The following is a 17,441-nucleotide window of genomic DNA, read 5'->3' on the forward strand; positions in this document are numbered from 1 at the left end:
GACATCCCTCGGAATCACCAAGAGATTGAATGATGTCAAAGCAACTCACCGGAAGTCAGCCAGAGCAATTTGCAAACCGGGCCAGCGTTCCCTCGAATATGCGCCCACAACAAGCAGCGCTCTATACCGGAATTTCAGAATCGACATTGGCGAAACTCCGCATGCGCTCAAATCGCTGCAATGGTCCCAAATTTGTTAGGTTGTCTGGTTGCATTATTTATCGCAAATGCGATCTCGATCATTGGATTGAGCAAAATCTTGTCGAAACCTTTGGTTCGTAGCTAGTGAACCGGTTCCGTATAGATGGGTGCAGAAATCAAATTACCTGCGAAACAGGTACGTTACGCCGAGGGGAACGGAGTTCATCTCGGAAACGCCGAAAACAAAACAATCAGCTTCAGAACCCTGTCGGCTTTGTTTGCAGTTCCCACAGTCACCCGCGAGTCATTCGCGGACTACAAGGCGGCCTCCGACGACGAGCAGGGTAAGCTGAAACGGATGCCTGGCTGGGTGCTCCGGTGCCATACCAAAAGGGGCAAGCGCGCAGGCGACAGTATATTGCCGGGGGACATGATCACCCTTGATATCGACACTGCGACACCGCAATTTTCCGAGGATCTTCTGACGGGTAAAATTCTTCCGGGCACCGCCTTATTCGCGCATACAACGCGGAGTCACACCCCCGAAAAACCGCGCTGGCGGTTGTTCATTCTGGCAGACTCGGAGATCGACGCAGACCACTACCCGCGCGCCTGCCGGATGGCCGCTCTGCAATACGATGACGACCTGAGCATGACCGATAAAGTGTCGGCCCGGGCCAATCAGCTCATGTACCGGCCATCCGTCAGCCGCGACATGCAAAAGCACTACCGGCACTACGAGCAACCGGGTGAACCATTGGACTGGATGAAATTGGTCCATGATTGGGAAAAAGAGACAGGACTGAACAGCGATGACATCACGAAGCTGCCCCGGTTCAAGGGGGAGAAAGAGCTTCGGGACGTCTCTGAGCGCGTCGAACGGCCACAGACAAAAAAAGGCCCAGTCGGGGCGTGGTGCCGAGCCTACAACTGCATTGATCTTGTGATGGGTAAGGACGGTGAAGAACCGATCCTCGGCCACGTCTACGAAGTCTCTGATTGGGGGCAGGACGGGTTGCCGACTCGTTTCAGCTATGTCCCCGGCCACAGCACCAACGGGGTCGTGGTCTACGAGGATGGCGATCTGATCTACAGCCACCACGGCTCAGACCCGGCGACCGACAGGACGCTCAACAGCTGGGACCTTTGTCGCTACCACCTGTTTGATGCGGCCCGCGACGATGAGAACCTGCCAATGGGCAAGCAAGAATCGTGGAAGAAGATGACCGAATTCGCCAAGGATTACCCGGCCTATGTCCAGCAGTTGGCCGAAGAGCGTTTCTCGCCAGACCTGATGGCGCTTGATGTCGACGATGACCTTAGCTGGGTTAACGGCCACAGCCACGGCGACGACAGTGATGAGGACGACCTGACCGGGAACGTCGACAATCTGACGACTTCAACGGAACAGGCCGAGCTGGAGGATCTTCTGGGCGTGCCCATGTCCAGTGTCATGGAAGATGGACCCACCCCCTACGAACGGCTTCGGGCCGTGAAGCCGCCGAAGAGCTGGGTCGCCTCTCAGCTGGAACTGACACAAGACGGGGCGATCAAGGCCACGTTGCCAAATATAGCGACAATCATCACCAATGATCCCAGACTGTTTCGCAAGGTCGCCCATAACGCCTTTTCCAACCAGACCACCCTGCTCCACGACATCAAGACCAAGAACCCCCGCATTCCGAACCTGACGTGCCGGGACAAGAAGAAAGGGGACCGCTGGACCGACTTCAATGACGTGGTGATCCGCTCGATCTTGGAGATGCCCCCCGGCGACAAAAACATGGGCTACGGTCTAAAGGTGTCGGACCGGGATCTGCAAGGCGGCATCATCATGGCCGCCCGTAACAACACTTTCCACCCGATCCTCGACCAGATACGGCACTGGCGGGAGATGGGGCCACCCGACAAAGACCCGATCCCGGATTTTCTGCCGCGCCACGTCGGCGCTGAGCGCAGCGAATACACGACACAAGTGCTTCGGACCATGCTGATCGCTTCCATCGCCCGGGTGACCACTCCGGGCTGCAAGTTTGACTATGCCCTGATCCTCGAAGGTCTGACGGGCATCGGTAAATCGACCTTCATCAAACTGATCTACGGCGAAGACTATTTTGGCGAACTAGACGCAGATCTGGCCGACCGGCAGGCTACAGCAGAGCAAACATCCGGCAAGTGGTGCTTGGAGCTTCCCGAACTGGGGTCGCTCCACAAGGCGGACTACAACCACGCCAAGGCGTTCATGCGACGCCAGCACGACGACGTCCGGATGGCCTACGGCCGCAACGTTGCGGAGCTGCCCCGGCAGTTCGTCACATGGGGAACGACAAACGACAACATCTATCTTCGTGACCCCACCGGCAACCGTTCCTATTGGGTAGTGAAATGCTTGGCGGAGCAAATCGACTTCGCCGCTGTCCTGCGGGAACGGGAGGATCTTTGGCGTCAGGCCGTCTACGACCATGACCAGCTACGCGCCCGCTACCGAACCGGGGACATGCCATTGACCCTGACCAGGGCGGCACTGGATCGAGCCCGCGAGCTTCAGGAAGGCGCGCGGCAGCGGGAGATGTGGGAAAACTGGAAAGACGACATTCTCGACTGGTTTCACACGCCCGTCCGCAAGGGCACGCTCATGGCGAGCATGGGTGTCGACATAAACGAGTTGGACGACGACTTCGACCAGATGGTGACCCGGGTCGCTTTCAACCAGCACCAAGCCGCAGTGGGGGCTTTGGGTCTCCGGGACGGTGCGTTTACCAACCCGACGCAGCAGACCGCGTGGAACAAGGTCTTGGCCTCACTGGAAGTCGATGGCTGGATTCGCTGGAACTGCCGCATAGCCGGGGTGCAGAAGCGCTGGATAATTTTTCCGGAAGCACCAGATGCTGACAAGAAACGTGGCTACGTCTTCGCGGACGATGCGGAGCACACCCAGAGGCATGGAGCAGGTAGTATGGATGATCTGATATGATCCATCCCGGCGGCAAAACCATGATATACGCGGAAGCCAAAACACGTACGAGAGCGATCCACCGGATGTTCGATGACATTTTCAGGGGGCTCTTTGTGGACGAAGATACTCTCCGTGAGGCCCAACTAAAACGTTACCGGGAAGCCTGCAGAAGCATCGCCGGGAGTTGTGAGGACCCTGTCGGTGCCGCCCAGAGAGCCCTCGTCCGAAAAACCAAGTTCCCCCTAGAATAGCTCTGTGGGGGAAATCCCCAGTGTCAGTGAAGCCCCCCTCTACGGGGGGGGAATTTAGTGTTACGGGGTGTTACGGGGATGTTACACCCCCCTGCATCTCCATTCGCTATGAAAAAACATACACTTAACAGGGGTATTCTGCTGTTACGGGGGGCAGCCTCCCTATTGCCCCGGATTCCGGTTTCGCGGGCGCGGCCCAGACCAGTTTTTAGGAAAACGTGCCGAATGGCCCCCGATTTGTTCTTGTCGGGTTTGACAGCTCCAAGACCCCCTTACCCCCGTAATAGCGTAACAGTAGCTCTTAGCTCTATGATTCTAAATGGATTTTACTGTTACACCCCCTCGTAACACCCCCGTAACCCCCCGTAACAGCTGCTGTGGGTGACTTATACCTCTCTCAGTGGGACTTCGTTTGTGAGGGCTCTCACCACCACGGGGGAAATAGATCTGTGTTGCTGACATTCCCCAAAAACTCTGAGGAACCGGGGCTCAGCGCACCCCCTGACAGCGCAACGGAGGCCAGAGGGACCCGAGCGACCCCGCCCCTGAAAACCCCTCATCACGGCATAACTACACTGCAGCCGCCCCTGGCTTTTTCCGCTGAGCGTGTGTCCGCTCATCGCGGTGTTCAAGCCGATTTTCGCGGTCTAAGTTGCATTGAAAATCACGGAAGGGATTTAGGCGTGGCAAGCTCAATTATCCAAGAAGACCTGACCATCAATGGTGACATCAGTTCAACCGAAGGGAGTGTCGAAATAAAAGGAACGGTGATCGGGGATCTCACGGCCCAATCCATCATTGTGCAGGAGGGCGGGTCAACTAATGGCACCTTGTCGGCAAAGTCAGTAGCTGTCGAAGGTGGACATTGTGGTCAGTTGCAATGTGACGATTTGAAATTGGCTTCGACTGCTCGCGTGAAGGCAGATGTATCCGCCCATTCGATGAGTACTGAGAGCGGTGCTAAGATTGAGGGAACGGTCAAGATCACCGGTAAGTCCTAGGCATATTGAAAAGTACTTGTAAAGTTTGACCTTGACGGGGCCGATGCCAGGCGGTTCAGAAGACGATTTGTCCGGCAAAAACACCGGATCTTTTCACGGCGAAATTTCAAGTTAACCAGAATTGTTACGCTCTCCGCGTGGTGCATTCGCGGTCCGGCTCAATGAGTATGTTGAAGTTCATTTGGGTGACGGCTCGCCTGCATATCGCGCCCCTGGCTGGTAGTGCTTTGACCTCAGTGTGTAGCGTCGCACATCGCTCGAAGGGGTCGACTTAGCGAATGCACAGGGCTTAAGTCGGATGGTAAATAAACGAAATCTAAAGGGTCGTGCCATGTCAGCGGGCGGAGAAGTACGGGAAGGGGAAATTCGTCTGGGTTTCGATCCTGCGGAACAAACTAACGCCGCCGTGGCCTTTATCGGGCATATCCGTTCGGACTGGCCCCGGGAAAACAGCCCACGCAATATGACACAGGCACGAGAAGCCGGGGGCGGGAATGCCCGGATCGAGCTGGCACCCGGCTATGCGACGGGACTTCTGGGGTTGGATGTCGGGCAGCCGATCTGGGTGCTCTACTGGATGGATCAGGGCCGTCGTGATCTGATCATTCAAGCCCCCCGGCACTCACCCGATCCACGCGGCGTGTTTGCATTGCGTTCTCCGGCGCGGCCAAATCCGATAGCAATGGCAGCAGTGATAATCACCTCAATCGATCATGTAGCCGGGACAATCGGTATCGACGCGACGGATGCCTTCGATCACACACCACTAGTGGATATCAAGCCTTGGATTGCCGGAATCGATGTGCCGCCAACGGCGTGATCCACCTGGTATTTGGGCGAAGTAGATGAGCGCGGGCGTGCGCCTGTCCGAGATTGATTGGGTTACGCCGGACGCCATCTCTTTTAATCGTTGCTGCCTTTGCAGGAAGGTCGAAACTGTCTCTATCGCACGTGAAAACAGATACTTATCGGATAAAATGGTAATTTTGTGCATCAACAAATGAAACGAACAAAAAAAGGCAAACTATTGCGCGTTAAGTGAATGGAGCCGTGCAAAACATCCCTTTTCGATGAGTTGCGCGCGGCTGGATTTGTCAATACTTTTTCAATGTTTCGAAAACTGCATTGCGAGTTGCGCCGTCGTTTTGAAAAATCCTTTCGGCGAGAAACTCAGACGGAAACTCGGGCCAAGTCTTGCGCATTTCGTTAACGAGACGTTGTGCCTGTTCCGAGTTTCCCAACAGATCCTGTGCAACAGCTTGGAATAATAGGGAAGGAGCGCTGACAGGCGCACCCGCGGCTGGTGCGCCCTGAAAGGCGTCTATGACATCTTCGTAGTTGCCGAGCATAAGTTGCGACACGCCCCAGATGTTTCTTGCGCCAAAGCGGCCAGATCCTGATCTGGGTCTCTCCGGATTGCTAACCTCGGCGGCGAGTGCCGGGGCATTGGCCATGATGGCAGTGATGCCTGCAAGGTCCAGAATATGGCCATCCTTCGGCGCAAGTTCGACGGACATTCTTGCGTATTTCAATGCCTCGTTTGGCTGGTCTTTGGCAGCCAGCACCCAACCATTTGCGCTGTTTGCCCACGCATCGGCTGGGGACAACTCAAGCGCCTTTCCAGACATTTCTGAGGCTTGATTGAAGAGATCATCCCTTTGTGCTTCATCCGGCGACAACACCGCCAGAATCGCCAGGACCTGGGCTGATCCGGCATAGCCGTCAGACAGAGCCGGGTCGAGCTCCATCGCGTGCTGGAACATTCCCAGTGCTATTTGCTGGCGTTTGACATCAAAAACTGGAAAAAACATGCCTCGGGCTTGATCCGCGAGGTTAGCCGCCTGAAGTCTTGTCAACGATTGCTCACCAAGTGCTGCACGTTCAGCTTGCTCGATGCTTTGAGTTGTTGGCAAAACCTTCCTGTGTTCCTGGCTCAACCAGACACCAAAAACAACGGCTACTGCAATAACACCCAGTCCAGCTGGCAGCAGTTGCCGTAAACGCCAACGGCCAACTGGATTGTCGCTCTTCAGTTCACTTGATGTGGGGTCTTCAATTTTTGCTTCGTAAGAAAACCGCGGCTTGTAGCCACCGGGATCAACAAAAATGCGAACACCTTCGCCGTCCCATTGATCTTCGTAGAACTGATGTAGCAGACGACGCAGTCGCCTGGCCTCAACGCGAACTAGGTTTTGACCGCCAGTCCCATCAACGCGGCGCTCATAGACCTCAACAGCGATAGCTTTGCCTCGGATCTGATTGCTTCGACCCGATAGAGTTTCCTCGACGATATAGGTTAGAAATTGCCTGAGTCGGGGTGAAGCCTGAAACCCGTCGCTTGATACAACTTGGCTAAGAGCTTCCCGAACGAGCTCCGGAGAAGGCTGTCCAACATGTTGATTTATTGGCAAATCGTTGGATCTATTCAATGTCAACTCACCCCCAACTCACGGTGACTCACTTGTCCTTGGCAGTCAACCGCACTCATCTTGATTTGAGAATAGATAGTGGGAATCGGAATTTATCCAGTGACGGTGGACCTGATTGAGGAAATTCCAGAGCTTTCCGATGTGCTGTCGGGGCGTATCGAAACGGATGCGTTATTCCGCGAGGTCATCGAAGACCTGAAGAAAGCATCTGCGTTCTCGGAAGACGCATCGATTGCCGCCTCAGAGCGCGCGGAATGGACCCACATCAAATCCGAACTCATCAAGGAGCTTCGCCGGATGGTGAAGCGAAGCCAATGAGACAATTCCAACAGAGGACTTATCCATGACCAAAGACGATAATGGGAATGACCTGGAAAACAAACAGGGCCAGGAGGCAGATAAAATTAAAGACCCGTCGCGGCGGAGTGTTCTAAAGGGCTTGGCCACTGGAGCGGCTGCGACAGGGGCAGCTGGGTTTGCGGCAGGAAGTGCCGAGGCCCACGAAGGAGACGGCCCACTGGGAGAAACACTCAAGAACCCATACGGTGGTCGACCCGCAGGCGGCATATCTTTGCCGGAGTACTTCCGTCCGACGAAATACATGACGGGTTCTAACGCGAATTATTTCCCGCTTAGCGAGGAGTTGGGTCCAGATGAGATGCGCATCTCATTCTGTGGTTCTACACCCTATCCGCCGCGCGAAGATCAGGCGGGTACTTGTATCATGGTAGAGTTGGGAAATGGAAAACGGTTCTTCTTCGACTTTGGATCCGGTTGTGTCCGCAACATCATCGCCATGCAGGTGCCGGGGCAGCTGATCAACGACATCTTCATCTCTCACCTGCATGTCGATCACTACGCCGACATCCCATACATCTACCCGTTCCGGGCCTGGTCGGGAGGGTACACTCCACTTCGTATTCACGGCCCGTCCGGTCGGACACCCGAGCTTGGAACAGCCGGAATGGTTAAAGGCATGCAACAGATGCTCAAATGGCATCTGGAGGCCTTCGATGTGTTCCCGATTGGGGACGGCTACGAGATCGAAGTCAACGAGTTTGATTTCAGCCAAGAAGGCGGCATCGTTTATGACCAAGACGGTGTGACTGTTCGGTCCTGGCCGCGCAGCCACGCCAAGGACGGTGCAGTCGGGTATCGGCTCGATTGGAATGGTCTGAGCTTTGTATGGACAGGCGATGGTCGCCCGGATGAGCTTTCACGGAAATACGGCGAAGGCGTTGATGTCTTTGTAACCGAAATGTCCGGGCAGGATATAGGTCAGCTGATGACCTATAAATACGGTATCCCACAGGAATTGTTCAACTACACAATCGATACGCATCATACCTCCCACTACGCTGTGGGTAAGCTCTTTGCTGACACAAAGCCGCGTTTGGGAATGGTAACCCACTATACGCAAGACGAAGACATCGACGCTGAAATGTTGGCGGGTATTCGCGCCCATTACGACGGTCTTTTCCAATGGGGTCTCGATGTTGCCGTTGTTAACGTGACTAAGGATGCGATCTGGTATCGGAAAGCCGCATTGCCCGGAAAATCTGGCACAGTTCCGCCATTCCGCGAACTGGCTGCGGCAGCAGAGGCCGGGCGCATTGAGCTTCCAGAGGAAGTTACTTTGCCGAACCCAAGGCTTACCCGAGCGGATCAGCAAGATCAGAAGTATCGAGATATGGAGATCGATCCACGCGAATACTACCCAACTGACGTTTTCCGAGCGCCCGGCGGAGACTGGCCGCAGAACTTCACCATTAAAGTTTCGGATGTAATCGGCTCGCGTGATGAAGACTGAGAGGAGATCGAACAATGATTGAGTTTGGTTCGACTTCTGCAATCCCTGTAACGATCCTTACCGGCTTTCTCGGAGCCGGTAAGACAACACTTTTGAACCGCATCCTGACAGGCAACCACGGGTTGCGGGTTGCGGTTCTGGTGAATGACTTTGGATCAATAAACGTAGACGCCGACTTGGTCGTCGGTCTCGAAGATGATGTGATGAGTTTGGCAAATGGCTGCGTTTGCTGCTCGATCCGCGATGATCTGATCGAAACGGTAGAGGCCGTTCTCGCGCGGCCGGAGAAACCGGAATACATCGTGCTTGAGGCAAGTGGAGTGTCGGATCCATCGTCAATCGCGATGACGTTCACGGATCAACGTTTCCGGGACATGATCCGTTTGGACAGTATCATGTGCCTTGTGGATGCTGAACAAGTATTCGCTGCGCCCGAACAGATGGAGCTGAAACTACGCCAGATCGCCTTCTCTGACATGGTCATCCTCAACAAGGTTGATTTGGTTGACCGTACTACTGTTCAGAAGGTTCACGACTGGCTCGGATCAAGATTTCGTCGCTACCGACTTGTGGAAGCCGTTAACGCTGAAGTATCGCTCGACATCCTTCTATCGGTGGGGCGTTTTGCCGCCGAGCAGTTGGATGCCGACGTACCGGATCATCACGAACATGGTCCCGGCTGTGGTTGCCCGGGGCAGGACCATTCTGCCCAGTTTACGACGACCTTCTTGCACTCCGAACGACCCGTCTCATTGTCCGGACTGCGCGACGCGATCAAGCGTTTGCCTGGCGAGGTCTACCGGGTGAAAGGATTTGTGCTATCCGAAGAGGATCCGGACCATCGGGTAGTAGTGCAAGTCGTTGGCAAACGCATCGACATTGCACGAGAGGAGCCGTGGGGTAACCGCAAGCCCGAAACCTGTCTGGTTGCAATCGGAGCACCTGGAGCGGTTTCAGAAGGTATGCTGGAGGATGTGTTTCTCGAGCCCGTCTGATTGCGTGCCGGATTCATGCAAGTCGATATGGTGTGTTCTCGAAGTATTAGTCGTCTGAATTCTTCTGTTGTGAAAAAGCGGTTCGCGCATGGGTCACACTCACGCGCGAGCTGATCCGTAACCTAATTTCGAGATGCACATGAAAATGTCCGCGTTCGCTGCCGCTGGGCTGGCCGCAACTTCAGCAAACGCTCAAGATGCCGATCTCGCACAGCAACTTGCCAATCCTATTGCTGCAATCGTGTCTGTACCGTTTCAGTTAAACTTTGACGACAAGATTGGTGTGACGGATCAGGGGGCGAGGACTACGTTCAACTTCCAGCCAGTCATTCCTTTCAAAATGGACAACGGCGCCAACATCGTCACCCGAACTATTGTCCCTTATGTGTGGCAGGATGACGTTGTGCCGGGCACTTCGCAGCAAGGGTTTGGGGACGTGTTGTTTTCAGCGTGGTACTCAAAAACAACCGAAGGCGGCCTGACATGGGGTGCAGGCCCGGTTATTCGCTTCCCAACTTATTCTGACGTATCAACTGAGACGTGGGCCGCTGGTATCACCGGCATAGCCCTGCGGACAAATGGCCCCTGGACCTACGGAGCACTCGCCAACCATATCTGGAATCTTACCGGGACACCCACAACGCCAACAAGCGCCACATTCGTTCAGCCATTTGTCTCCTATTCGACTCCTTCCGCCTGGACGTTCAGTGTTACGTCTGAAAGCACCTACGATTGGATTGCCGAAGAATGGTCGATACCGGTCAACGCCAATATCGCCAAACTGGTTCCTATCAGAGGAATTCCCATTAACTGGCAAATCGGAGCAGGGTATTGGGCACAATCCCCAAATACTGGACCGGACGGCTTGCGTGTTCGTCTGCAGGCTCAGATTGTACTGCCAAGAGACTAACGACATTGTTCGATGGTCTTATTTTGATCGTTTAGGCTAAAAAACTTCAACAAGACTAAGTCGTTTGCTCTGGTAGTATTGCAGGTTTCAGCGGAGCCCGGCCTTGATCCGTCAGTTTCCAACAGGTTCTACCTTCGAATACTGCGGCTGTTATATCGCGTCCTTCGCCGGCACCTGAATCTAGGTTTACACGGTTACCCTTGTGTTCAGCTGTTTGGGCGGGCGTGTGACCATGTACCACCAACCACGGGTGCGTCCGTGAATCGTTCAGGAACTCGCCTCGAATCCAGATCAGGTCATCCTTGCTTTGACTTTCCATTCCCAACCCAGGTCTGATGCCCGCGTGTACAAAAAGCAATTCGCCCACTTGGTGAAAATAGGGGCGATTGCGCAGGAACTCGATATGGTTGGAGGGAATGGCGGCACGAGCACGTTTGTGGACTTGAAAAAGTCGATCACCTTCGGTCACCTCGACCCCATAAGACCGAAGCGTTTCAATGCCGCCAATTCGTTGGTGCAGCCAATGATATCCAATCAGAAACTGGGAGTCATGGCGGGGGTACTCCTCCATGAACATAGAGAACATACGGTCGTGATTACCTAACAGGCAAACCCAGTTTCGGCCGTTGGCAAGACCTTCAATTAGAAGGTCAATCACCTCGCGGCTTTGGGCGCCTCGATCAATATAGTCTCCAAGGAAAACAATCTGGGCATTGTCGCCCCCATCCTTTTCAATTCGGGAGAGTGCGATTTCTAGCTGACCAAGTTGTCCGTGTATGTCACCAATTGCATAAATCGGTGCAATCATGGCGCTTCGCTTCTTGCTTGGGGCGTAGCTGACTTTGGCTTAACTTCTGTGTTTTGAGTTCTCATGTAATCTTAACCATTAGAATGCCAGCGTCGGTACGTCGACAATGGTGGCGCCACCGTCTACGGTCAGGGTTGCGCCAGTGATCATGGAAGCATCGTCAGAGCATAGGAACGCCACGGCGGAGGCGACTTCATCGCCTGTAGCGGGACGGCCCAAAGGCACATCGCGTGTGACAAGTGCATAGGCCTCTTCGACCGAAGCCAGGTTCTTGCGCTCCACCAGCTCTTCCATTTCAGCGTCGGCCATTTCGGTGCGTACCCAACCCGGGCAAATCGCGTTACAGCGAACACCCTGTTGGCCAAAATCTCTGGCAATCGACCGGGTCAGTCCTAGCAACCCATGTTTCATCGTGACGTAACCACACGCCTCGGGGCCTGCCGCCAATGCGGCAATCGATGCCATCATGAGCAGATTCCCACGCCGCTTGATCAGCGCTGGCATTACGGATCGCGAGGCCACCATAGCCGTGTTCAGGTTGGCTTGTACGGCCTTGGCCCAATCTTCATCTGTTATATCCGACAATGTGCCGAACCCGAAGCCCCCAGCATTGCAGATCATCACGTCCAACCCACCGAATTTCTCACATGCAATAGTGACAAGATGGTCCATGTGATCGGATGAAGTGGCATCACCAGCAATTGCAATGCCACCACAGCGGGCGGCTACCGCCTCGATCGGCTCGGCTCGACGCCCAGTCAATATGACACTGCCGCCTTCTTTGGCAATACGGCAGGCGGTTGCGGCGCCGATGCCCGTTCCGGCACCAGTGATGATGGCGGTTTTTCCGTCGAAGCGTTTCATGATGGATCTTCCTGTCTAGCCAGATAGGCCAATGCCAGTTTACGGGTATTGCGTGTGAACCTCTCGTTGCGGATTTCTGATCCGTCTTCTTCCATGCGGGTGATGATCCAACCCACGTAAGTAGCGGATCTGAGCAGCACGAACAGGTCAAGCGCTGCGGTGTCAATGTCGCGCACTGATTTGTACCCCTCGATCAAAGCGGCGCGCAATTCGGGGTAGTCAGGCTCATCAAGATTTTTGAGAAGGGTCGTTGCGAGATCGAACAGCCGGAACCCGAAGCCGCTGTCGTCGAAGTCGATCAGTTGTAGTTTGTCGCCGTCAAACATAACGTTTTCACGGACAAGATCGGCGTGGATCAGGCCGTAATCCAGTTCGGATTCGAGCCGAAGCAATTCCTGATCCGCAACCTCACGAACTTTCAGGAACAGGGCCCGGTCTTCGTCGGAAAGGGTCGGGTTGTCCCAGAAACGATCCCAGACGGGGATCTCACCGACAAGCCCCGCACGATCCCAGGCGCAGCGGGTAAAACCCTCGGGAGGCGTCCAGGCGTCGGTCAGCACATGCATCCGTGCCATCTCGCGCCCGATGCCACGGAACAGTCCGGCGCGGTCAGCGATTTCCAGAAACTCCCCGGTCTTGCCGACCGGAGCACCGGACAGCCATGACAGAATGTCGATCTGAATCCCGTCCACCACGTGCAGGAACTTGCCCGAAGCCGAAGCGATCGGGGCAGGGACATGCAGCCCGCCTTTCGCCAGGGCACCCATCCATTCCAGTTCCGACCACAGCTCGGCATCGGTGCGATAACCCAGACGATGCAGGCGGAGGGCAAAGGCCTTGCCCTGATGATCAACCCGGAAAACCCGGTTTTCGCGCTCCGCGATCAGTTGGCAGGATGCCCCCTCGAATCCCCAGAGCGACAGCGCCTTTTCAGTTGTTTCCGCCACGGTCATAGCGATGTTTCCGCCAATACTTCGTCCAACGTGTCGAATAGCAGATCGGCATTTTCTTTCGAGAATGGCATCGGCGGGCGGATTTTCAGCGTGTTCTTGTGACGCCCCAGCTTGGAGTGGATGATGCCACGCTGGCGCATTTCGTTGATCACCCGATCGGTGAATTCACTGGCCGGTTCCTTGCTTTCTCGGTCCAGTACCATTTCGGCCCCGAAGATCAGGCCCGACCCACGCACATCACCAATGAAGTCGTACTTCTGCTGCAATGCCTGCATCCGAGTGCGAGCGTGGTCGCCCACGGTTTTGGCGTTTGCCAGAAGTTGTTTTTCCTCAATCTCTTCCAGTACCGCCATAGCTGCCGCGCAGGAAACCGGGTTGCCGCCGAAAGTGTTGAAATAGCGGTAGCCTTTGCGGAAGGTCACCAGAATTTCGGATCGTGTCACCACGGCCCCCACTGGATGGCCATTGGCCATCGGTTTACCCAGAGTCATCACGTCGGGCACAACGCCCATCTTCTGGTGTGCCCACATGTGGGTGCCGGTGCGGCCAAAGCCCGATTGAACCTCGTCGCAGATCAGCAGACCCCCGGCCTTGTGCACTACGTCTGCCGCCGGTTTCAGCCAGCCGTCAGGATTGTCCGGGAAACCTTCGTTCAGGAAATACGGGCAGACTACCAACGCGGCAAAGCCGATGCCGGATTTCTCATGTTCCGCAATTTGCTCGGCCACGGCATCGGCGAATTTGGTGCCGTCCGGGTCAGGGTTGCGATAGCTGTCGGGCGCTTCGACAAAGCGGAAATACTGACCCAGCCCATAGCCCACGGTCGGCACGTTCGACTTGCTCAATTGGCTGACCAGCGAGGTGTTGCCGTGATAGGTCGCATCAGTGGCGATGATGCCGCGTTTGCCGGTCATGCCTTCAGCCATGCGCAGGGCGATGTCGTTGGCTTCGGATCCGGTACAGGTCAGGATCGCGGTGTCCAGCGACGCATCCATGGTGCCAGTCAGTTTCTCGACGTAGTCCAGAATACCGTCATGCAAATAACGAGTGTGAGTGTTGAGAGTCGAAGCCTGACGGCAGATCGCATCGACCACGCGTGGGTTGCAGTGCCCGACGTGCGGCACGTTGTTATAGCAATCCAGATATTTGCGCCCGTCGGCATCCCACAGCCAGACGCCCTCTCCCTTCACGACATGAACGGGTTCGTCATAAAAGGTTGAGACATTGGGACCCAGCAGCTTGCTGCGCCGTTCAATCAGCTCTGCGGATTTGGGAGAGAGTGTCATCGCGGTCGTTCCTGATTTTAGAGTTGGATCCAGGCGGATTTCAGGTCGAAGTATTTTTCCATCGCGTGCAGCGATTTGTCGTGACCATTGCCGGACTGACGTACACCCCCAAGCGGCATGGTAAGATCGGAACCGCCATAGGTGTTAACGTGCACGATACCGGCACGGATGCGGTCAACCATACGGTGGGCGCGGCTGAGGTCGGCCGTCCAGACGCCCGAGGACAGGCCATAGACCGTGGAATTGGCCAGCGCGACGGCTTCCTCCTCGTCCTGGAACGTGGTGACGGCTAGAACCGGACCGAACACTTCATTCTGAAACAGATCGCTGTCCGGTTTGACCCCGGCCATGATTGTAGGCTGCATGTAGTAGCCACCGGTTTCTTCCAGGATACGCTGGCCACCGGACCGGCATTCGGCTCCTTCGGCTTGAGCGCGGGTGACGAAGCCCAGATTGGCCTCGAGCTCGGGCAGGGAATGCACGGCACCAATCTGGCTGTTCAGATCCAGCGGGTCACCAATGCGGTAGGCTTGTGCATGGCGGGCCATTTCCGCGATGAAATCCTCGGCAATGTCTTCCTGCACCAGCAGGCGCGACCCGGCGATGCAGACCTGACCTGAGTTGCGGAAGATTCCCGCTGCCGACACTTTGGCCGCCTCGGCCAGATTCTTTGCATCGTTGAACACGATGTTGGGGGACTTGCCGCCTAGTTCCAGATAGCAGCGTTTGAGGTTGGAGCACGCCGAATACTCCAGCAAACGACGCCCGGTCGCACCGGAGCCGGTGAACACCATGATGTCCACATCCACGCTCAGTGCCAAGGCCTCGCCCACGACGCTGCCTTTGCCAGTTACCACGTTGAAGACACCTTCGGGCAAGCCCGCTTCTACCGCCAGCTCGGCGATCTTCAACAGAGACAGGGAGGCGCTTTCTGCCGGTTTGAGGACGATGGAATTGCCAGCGGCCAGAGCCGGAGCAATCTTCCAGGTGCCGATCATTAAGGGGAAGTTCCACGGAACAATCGCGCCGACGACCCCGACAGGCGCGTGATGCACCAAGCCCAGGATGTTATGCGTGGTCGGGGCGATCTGACCATAGACCTTGTCGATCGCCTCGCCATAATACTGAAATGTCTGGGCCGCGGACAGGGCTTCGGCGTTCACAGCCATGTTGATCTCGGTCCCGTTGTCCCGAACCCCCAGAACCGCGATTTCGAGCGCCCGTTCCTCAATCAGGTCGGCCAGACGCAGCAGTACTTTTTTCCGGGCCGCAGGGGCCATGCGCGACCAGCGACCGTCCTCGAAGGCCGCCCGAGCCGAAGCCACGGCCCGGTTCATGTCCTCGGGTTCTCCCTCGGCGATCTGGGCTATGACCTGCCCGTTGATCGGTGACAGAACGTCCAGCGTTTTGCCGGAGGCCGAAGTAACCGTCTGCCCATCGATGAAATGCCCCTGCCGGGATATGTCGGCATATCGCAAAGCGTCGATTTTTTCCTGATTCAGCATATCGTCACCTTTGTTGGCTTGAATGTTCCGTATCCGGCCCAACCGGATCCGGCTTGCGCTTAGCCATGTGTTCATTGATCAGAGTGCGAATGTGCAGGATCAGGATCCCGATAATCATGATGAAAATGACCGCAGCAATCGGACGGCTGATGAAATCAATAGGTGTTTTGACTGCCGCCATGGCGCTGCGCAGCTTAACCTCCATGATGCCACCCAGAACCATGCCCAGAATGATAGGAACGATCGGCAGGTTGAGCCTTTTGAGGATCAAACCAAACACCCCGAACCCGGCCGCAACGGCGCAGTCGGTAATGGAGTTGCGTAGGGAATAGACACCAATGAAGGACAGAGTCAGGATCATGATGCCCAGGAACCGGGTCGGAATCTGGATGATCTTCAAAAGCAGATTGGTCGAAAACAGCAGGAACACCAGAACGATAACGTTCAACAGGATCAGTGCCACATATAGTGCCATCACAAAATCAAGCTGGGTTTCGAACAGCTGTGGGCCGGGGATCACGTTGTGCACATAGAACACCGACAGCATCATCGCAGTCAGCGCCTCGCCCGGAATACCTAACGCTAGCAATGGAATCATCGCCGCACCCGGAACCGCATTGTTGGCGGCCTCGGATGCAACAAGACCTTCGGGAGAGCCGTTTCCGAAAGCCTCTGGTTCTTTCGATGTCTTTTGTGCGTAAGTGTATGACAGGAACTGCGCGGTGAATTCACCGACGCCGGGGATCATACCCATCAAGACGCCCAGGGAGGAGGAGACGCCTGCGATGCGTTTGATCCCCAGCAACTCTTTCATGCCTGAAAACATGTTGCCGTCGACATGTGTATCGCCGGGCGCGTGATCCTTTTCAATCAGTAGAAGAAACGCCTGGCTGATCGCAAACAGGCCCAGCACCACCACGATCAGATCGAAGCCCGAAGTCAGCCAGCTTTGCTCAAACGTGAAGCGCCGCGTGTATTTGACGGGCTCCAGGCCGACCGTGTTCAGAAAGATACCGAAACAGGCGAGCATACCGGCCGCAAAAGTTTGTCCGCGATGCGCCACCACGACCAACAGAATGCCCATGAAGGCCGCCAAGAATATCTCCCGGCTGCCGAAATGCGGTGCGATCAACGCCAGAAGGGGCGACAATACGATCAGGCAGACGACGGAAAAGATGCCGCCGAAGAAAGACGCTGAATAGGCCAGTGACAATGCCCGGTGCCCCTGACCGCGTTTGGTCATCGGATAGCCGTCATACGTCGTCAGTGCATTCACCGGCGTACCGGGCGTATTGATCAGAATTGCTGGAATGGCACCGCCGTACATAGACGAGCCATAAATTCCCAAGAGCAAGGTCAGGCCAACGATTGGCTCAAACGCGAAGGTGGCGGGCAACAGAATGGCAATGGCCACCGCAGGGCCGACACCAGGCAGAGCGCCGATTATGACGCCACCTATGGAGCCGATAACCAAGGCGATCATAACGTCCCATTGCGCGAGAAGGGAAATACCGGAAAGAAGAGTGTCCATGT

14 protein-coding genes are annotated in these 17,441 nt (G+C 55.6%); 7 read left to right on the forward strand and 7 right to left on the reverse strand.

All coding sequences use genetic code 11. The annotated features are described in order from the left end of the window. Positions 1–303 precede the first annotated feature (303 nt). The 3 genes from ABLN94_RS03885 to ABLN94_RS03895 all read left to right on the forward strand — a co-directional run bounded on the left by ABLN94_RS03885 (position 304) and on the right by ABLN94_RS03895 (position 5,168). Positions 304–3,114: a virulence-associated E family protein gene (locus ABLN94_RS03885; RefSeq protein ID WP_352989380.1), complete on the forward strand. Its 2,811-nt coding sequence runs from the start codon at positions 304–306 to the stop codon at positions 3,112–3,114. A 916-nt stretch (positions 3,115–4,030) separates the two neighbouring features. Beyond that, positions 4,031–4,348 (forward strand): bactofilin family protein, encoded by a 318-nt coding sequence (locus ABLN94_RS03890; protein WP_352989382.1) that lies wholly within the window; start codon positions 4,031–4,033, stop codon positions 4,346–4,348. Positions 4,349–4,679: 331 nt separating this feature from the next. Next, a complete protein-coding gene (locus ABLN94_RS03895) occupies positions 4,680–5,168 on the forward strand; it encodes an SAM-dependent methyltransferase (RefSeq protein ID WP_352989384.1) in 489 nt (162 codons plus the stop codon). A gap of 274 nt (positions 5,169–5,442) precedes the next feature. Here ABLN94_RS03895 and ABLN94_RS03900 read toward each other — a convergent pair whose 3' ends face one another. Further along, complete coding sequence (locus ABLN94_RS03900; protein ID WP_352989386.1) at positions 5,443–6,777, reverse strand: tetratricopeptide repeat protein; 1,335 nt, start codon at positions 6,775–6,777, stop codon at positions 5,443–5,445. Positions 6,778–6,855: 78 nt separating this feature from the next. Here ABLN94_RS03900 and ABLN94_RS03905 point away from each other — a divergent pair, with 78 nt between their 5' ends. From ABLN94_RS03905 to ABLN94_RS03920, 4 genes are all read left to right on the forward strand, one after another. Then, positions 6,856–7,095, forward strand: coding sequence for a hypothetical protein (locus ABLN94_RS03905; protein WP_352989388.1), 240 nt, complete (start codon positions 6,856–6,858; stop codon positions 7,093–7,095). A 25-nt stretch (positions 7,096–7,120) separates the two neighbouring features. Beyond that, positions 7,121–8,587, forward strand: coding sequence for a guanitoxin biosynthesis MBL fold metallo-hydrolase GntH (gene gntH, locus ABLN94_RS03910; RefSeq protein ID WP_352989391.1), 1,467 nt, complete (start codon positions 7,121–7,123; stop codon positions 8,585–8,587). Positions 8,588–8,601: 14 nt separating this feature from the next. Continuing rightward, a complete protein-coding gene (locus ABLN94_RS03915; protein WP_352989394.1) occupies positions 8,602–9,582 on the forward strand; it encodes a CobW family GTP-binding protein in 981 nt (326 codons plus the stop codon). Positions 9,583–9,715: 133 nt separating this feature from the next. Next, entirely contained in the window at positions 9,716–10,492 is a 777-nt protein-coding gene (locus ABLN94_RS03920; RefSeq protein ID WP_352989397.1) for a transporter, read from the forward strand. Positions 10,493–10,547: 55 nt separating this feature from the next. On the opposite strand, the gene ABLN94_RS03925 is transcribed toward ABLN94_RS03920, so the two are convergent. From ABLN94_RS03925 to ABLN94_RS03950, 6 genes are all read right to left on the reverse strand, one after another. Continuing rightward, the gene (locus ABLN94_RS03925) at positions 10,548–11,300 is read right to left on the reverse strand and encodes a metallophosphoesterase family protein (protein ID WP_352989399.1); all 753 of its coding nucleotides are present in this window, start codon (positions 11,298–11,300) and stop codon (positions 10,548–10,550) included. Positions 11,301–11,378: 78 nt separating this feature from the next. Further along, a complete protein-coding gene (locus ABLN94_RS03930) occupies positions 11,379–12,164 on the reverse strand; it encodes an SDR family NAD(P)-dependent oxidoreductase (RefSeq protein WP_352989402.1) in 786 nt (261 codons plus the stop codon). After that, positions 12,161–13,117 carry a phosphotransferase enzyme family protein gene (locus tag ABLN94_RS03935; RefSeq protein WP_352989405.1) on the reverse strand — a complete coding sequence of 319 codons (957 nt, stop codon included), beginning with the start codon at positions 13,115–13,117 and terminating at the stop codon, positions 12,161–12,163. Before ABLN94_RS03935 ends, ABLN94_RS03930 begins: the two co-directional genes overlap by 4 nt. Beyond that, positions 13,114–14,403 (reverse strand): aspartate aminotransferase family protein, encoded by a 1,290-nt coding sequence (locus ABLN94_RS03940; RefSeq protein WP_352989407.1) that lies wholly within the window; start codon positions 14,401–14,403, stop codon positions 13,114–13,116. The genes ABLN94_RS03935 and ABLN94_RS03940 overlap by 4 nt, the downstream gene beginning before the upstream one ends. A 17-nt stretch (positions 14,404–14,420) precedes the next feature. Further along, positions 14,421–15,908 (reverse strand): aldehyde dehydrogenase, encoded by a 1,488-nt coding sequence (locus ABLN94_RS03945; RefSeq protein WP_352989410.1) that lies wholly within the window; start codon positions 15,906–15,908, stop codon positions 14,421–14,423. Between the two features lie 4 nt (positions 15,909–15,912). Beyond that, the gene (locus ABLN94_RS03950; RefSeq protein WP_352989412.1) at positions 15,913–17,439 is read right to left on the reverse strand and encodes a tripartite tricarboxylate transporter permease; all 1,527 of its coding nucleotides are present in this window, start codon (positions 17,437–17,439) and stop codon (positions 15,913–15,915) included. Between the last annotated feature and the right edge of the window lie 2 nt (positions 17,440–17,441).

Origin of the sequence: Ruegeria sp. SCP11 (assembly GCF_040329455.1) — a bacterium.
In the GTDB taxonomy this organism is placed as follows: domain Bacteria; phylum Pseudomonadota; class Alphaproteobacteria; order Rhodobacterales; family Rhodobacteraceae; genus Ruegeria; species Ruegeria atlantica_E.

Coding starts and splice junctions, on each gene's coding strand:
- ABLN94_RS03885 (WP_352989380.1), top strand. CDS start 304: ATGGGTGCAGAAATCAAATTACCTGCGAAACAGGTACGTTACGCCGAG.
- ABLN94_RS03895 (WP_352989384.1), top strand. CDS start 4,680: ATGTCAGCGGGCGGAGAAGTACGGGAAGGGGAAATTCGTCTGGGTTTC.
- gntH (WP_352989391.1), top strand. CDS start 7,121: ATGACCAAAGACGATAATGGGAATGACCTGGAAAACAAACAGGGCCAG.
- ABLN94_RS03915 (WP_352989394.1), top strand. CDS start 8,602: ATGATTGAGTTTGGTTCGACTTCTGCAATCCCTGTAACGATCCTTACC.
- ABLN94_RS03920 (WP_352989397.1), top strand. CDS start 9,716: ATGCACATGAAAATGTCCGCGTTCGCTGCCGCTGGGCTGGCCGCAACT.
- ABLN94_RS03925 (WP_352989399.1), bottom strand. CDS start 11,300: ATGATTGCACCGATTTATGCAATTGGTGACATACACGGACAACTTGGT.
- ABLN94_RS03930 (WP_352989402.1), bottom strand. CDS start 12,164: ATGAAACGCTTCGACGGAAAAACCGCCATCATCACTGGTGCCGGAACG.
- ABLN94_RS03935 (WP_352989405.1), bottom strand. CDS start 13,117: ATGACCGTGGCGGAAACAACTGAAAAGGCGCTGTCGCTCTGGGGATTC.
- ABLN94_RS03940 (WP_352989407.1), bottom strand. CDS start 14,403: ATGACACTCTCTCCCAAATCCGCAGAGCTGATTGAACGGCGCAGCAAG.
- ABLN94_RS03945 (WP_352989410.1), bottom strand. CDS start 15,908: ATGCTGAATCAGGAAAAAATCGACGCTTTGCGATATGCCGACATATCC.
- ABLN94_RS03950 (WP_352989412.1), bottom strand. CDS start 17,439: ATGGACACTCTTCTTTCCGGTATTTCCCTTCTCGCGCAATGGGACGTT.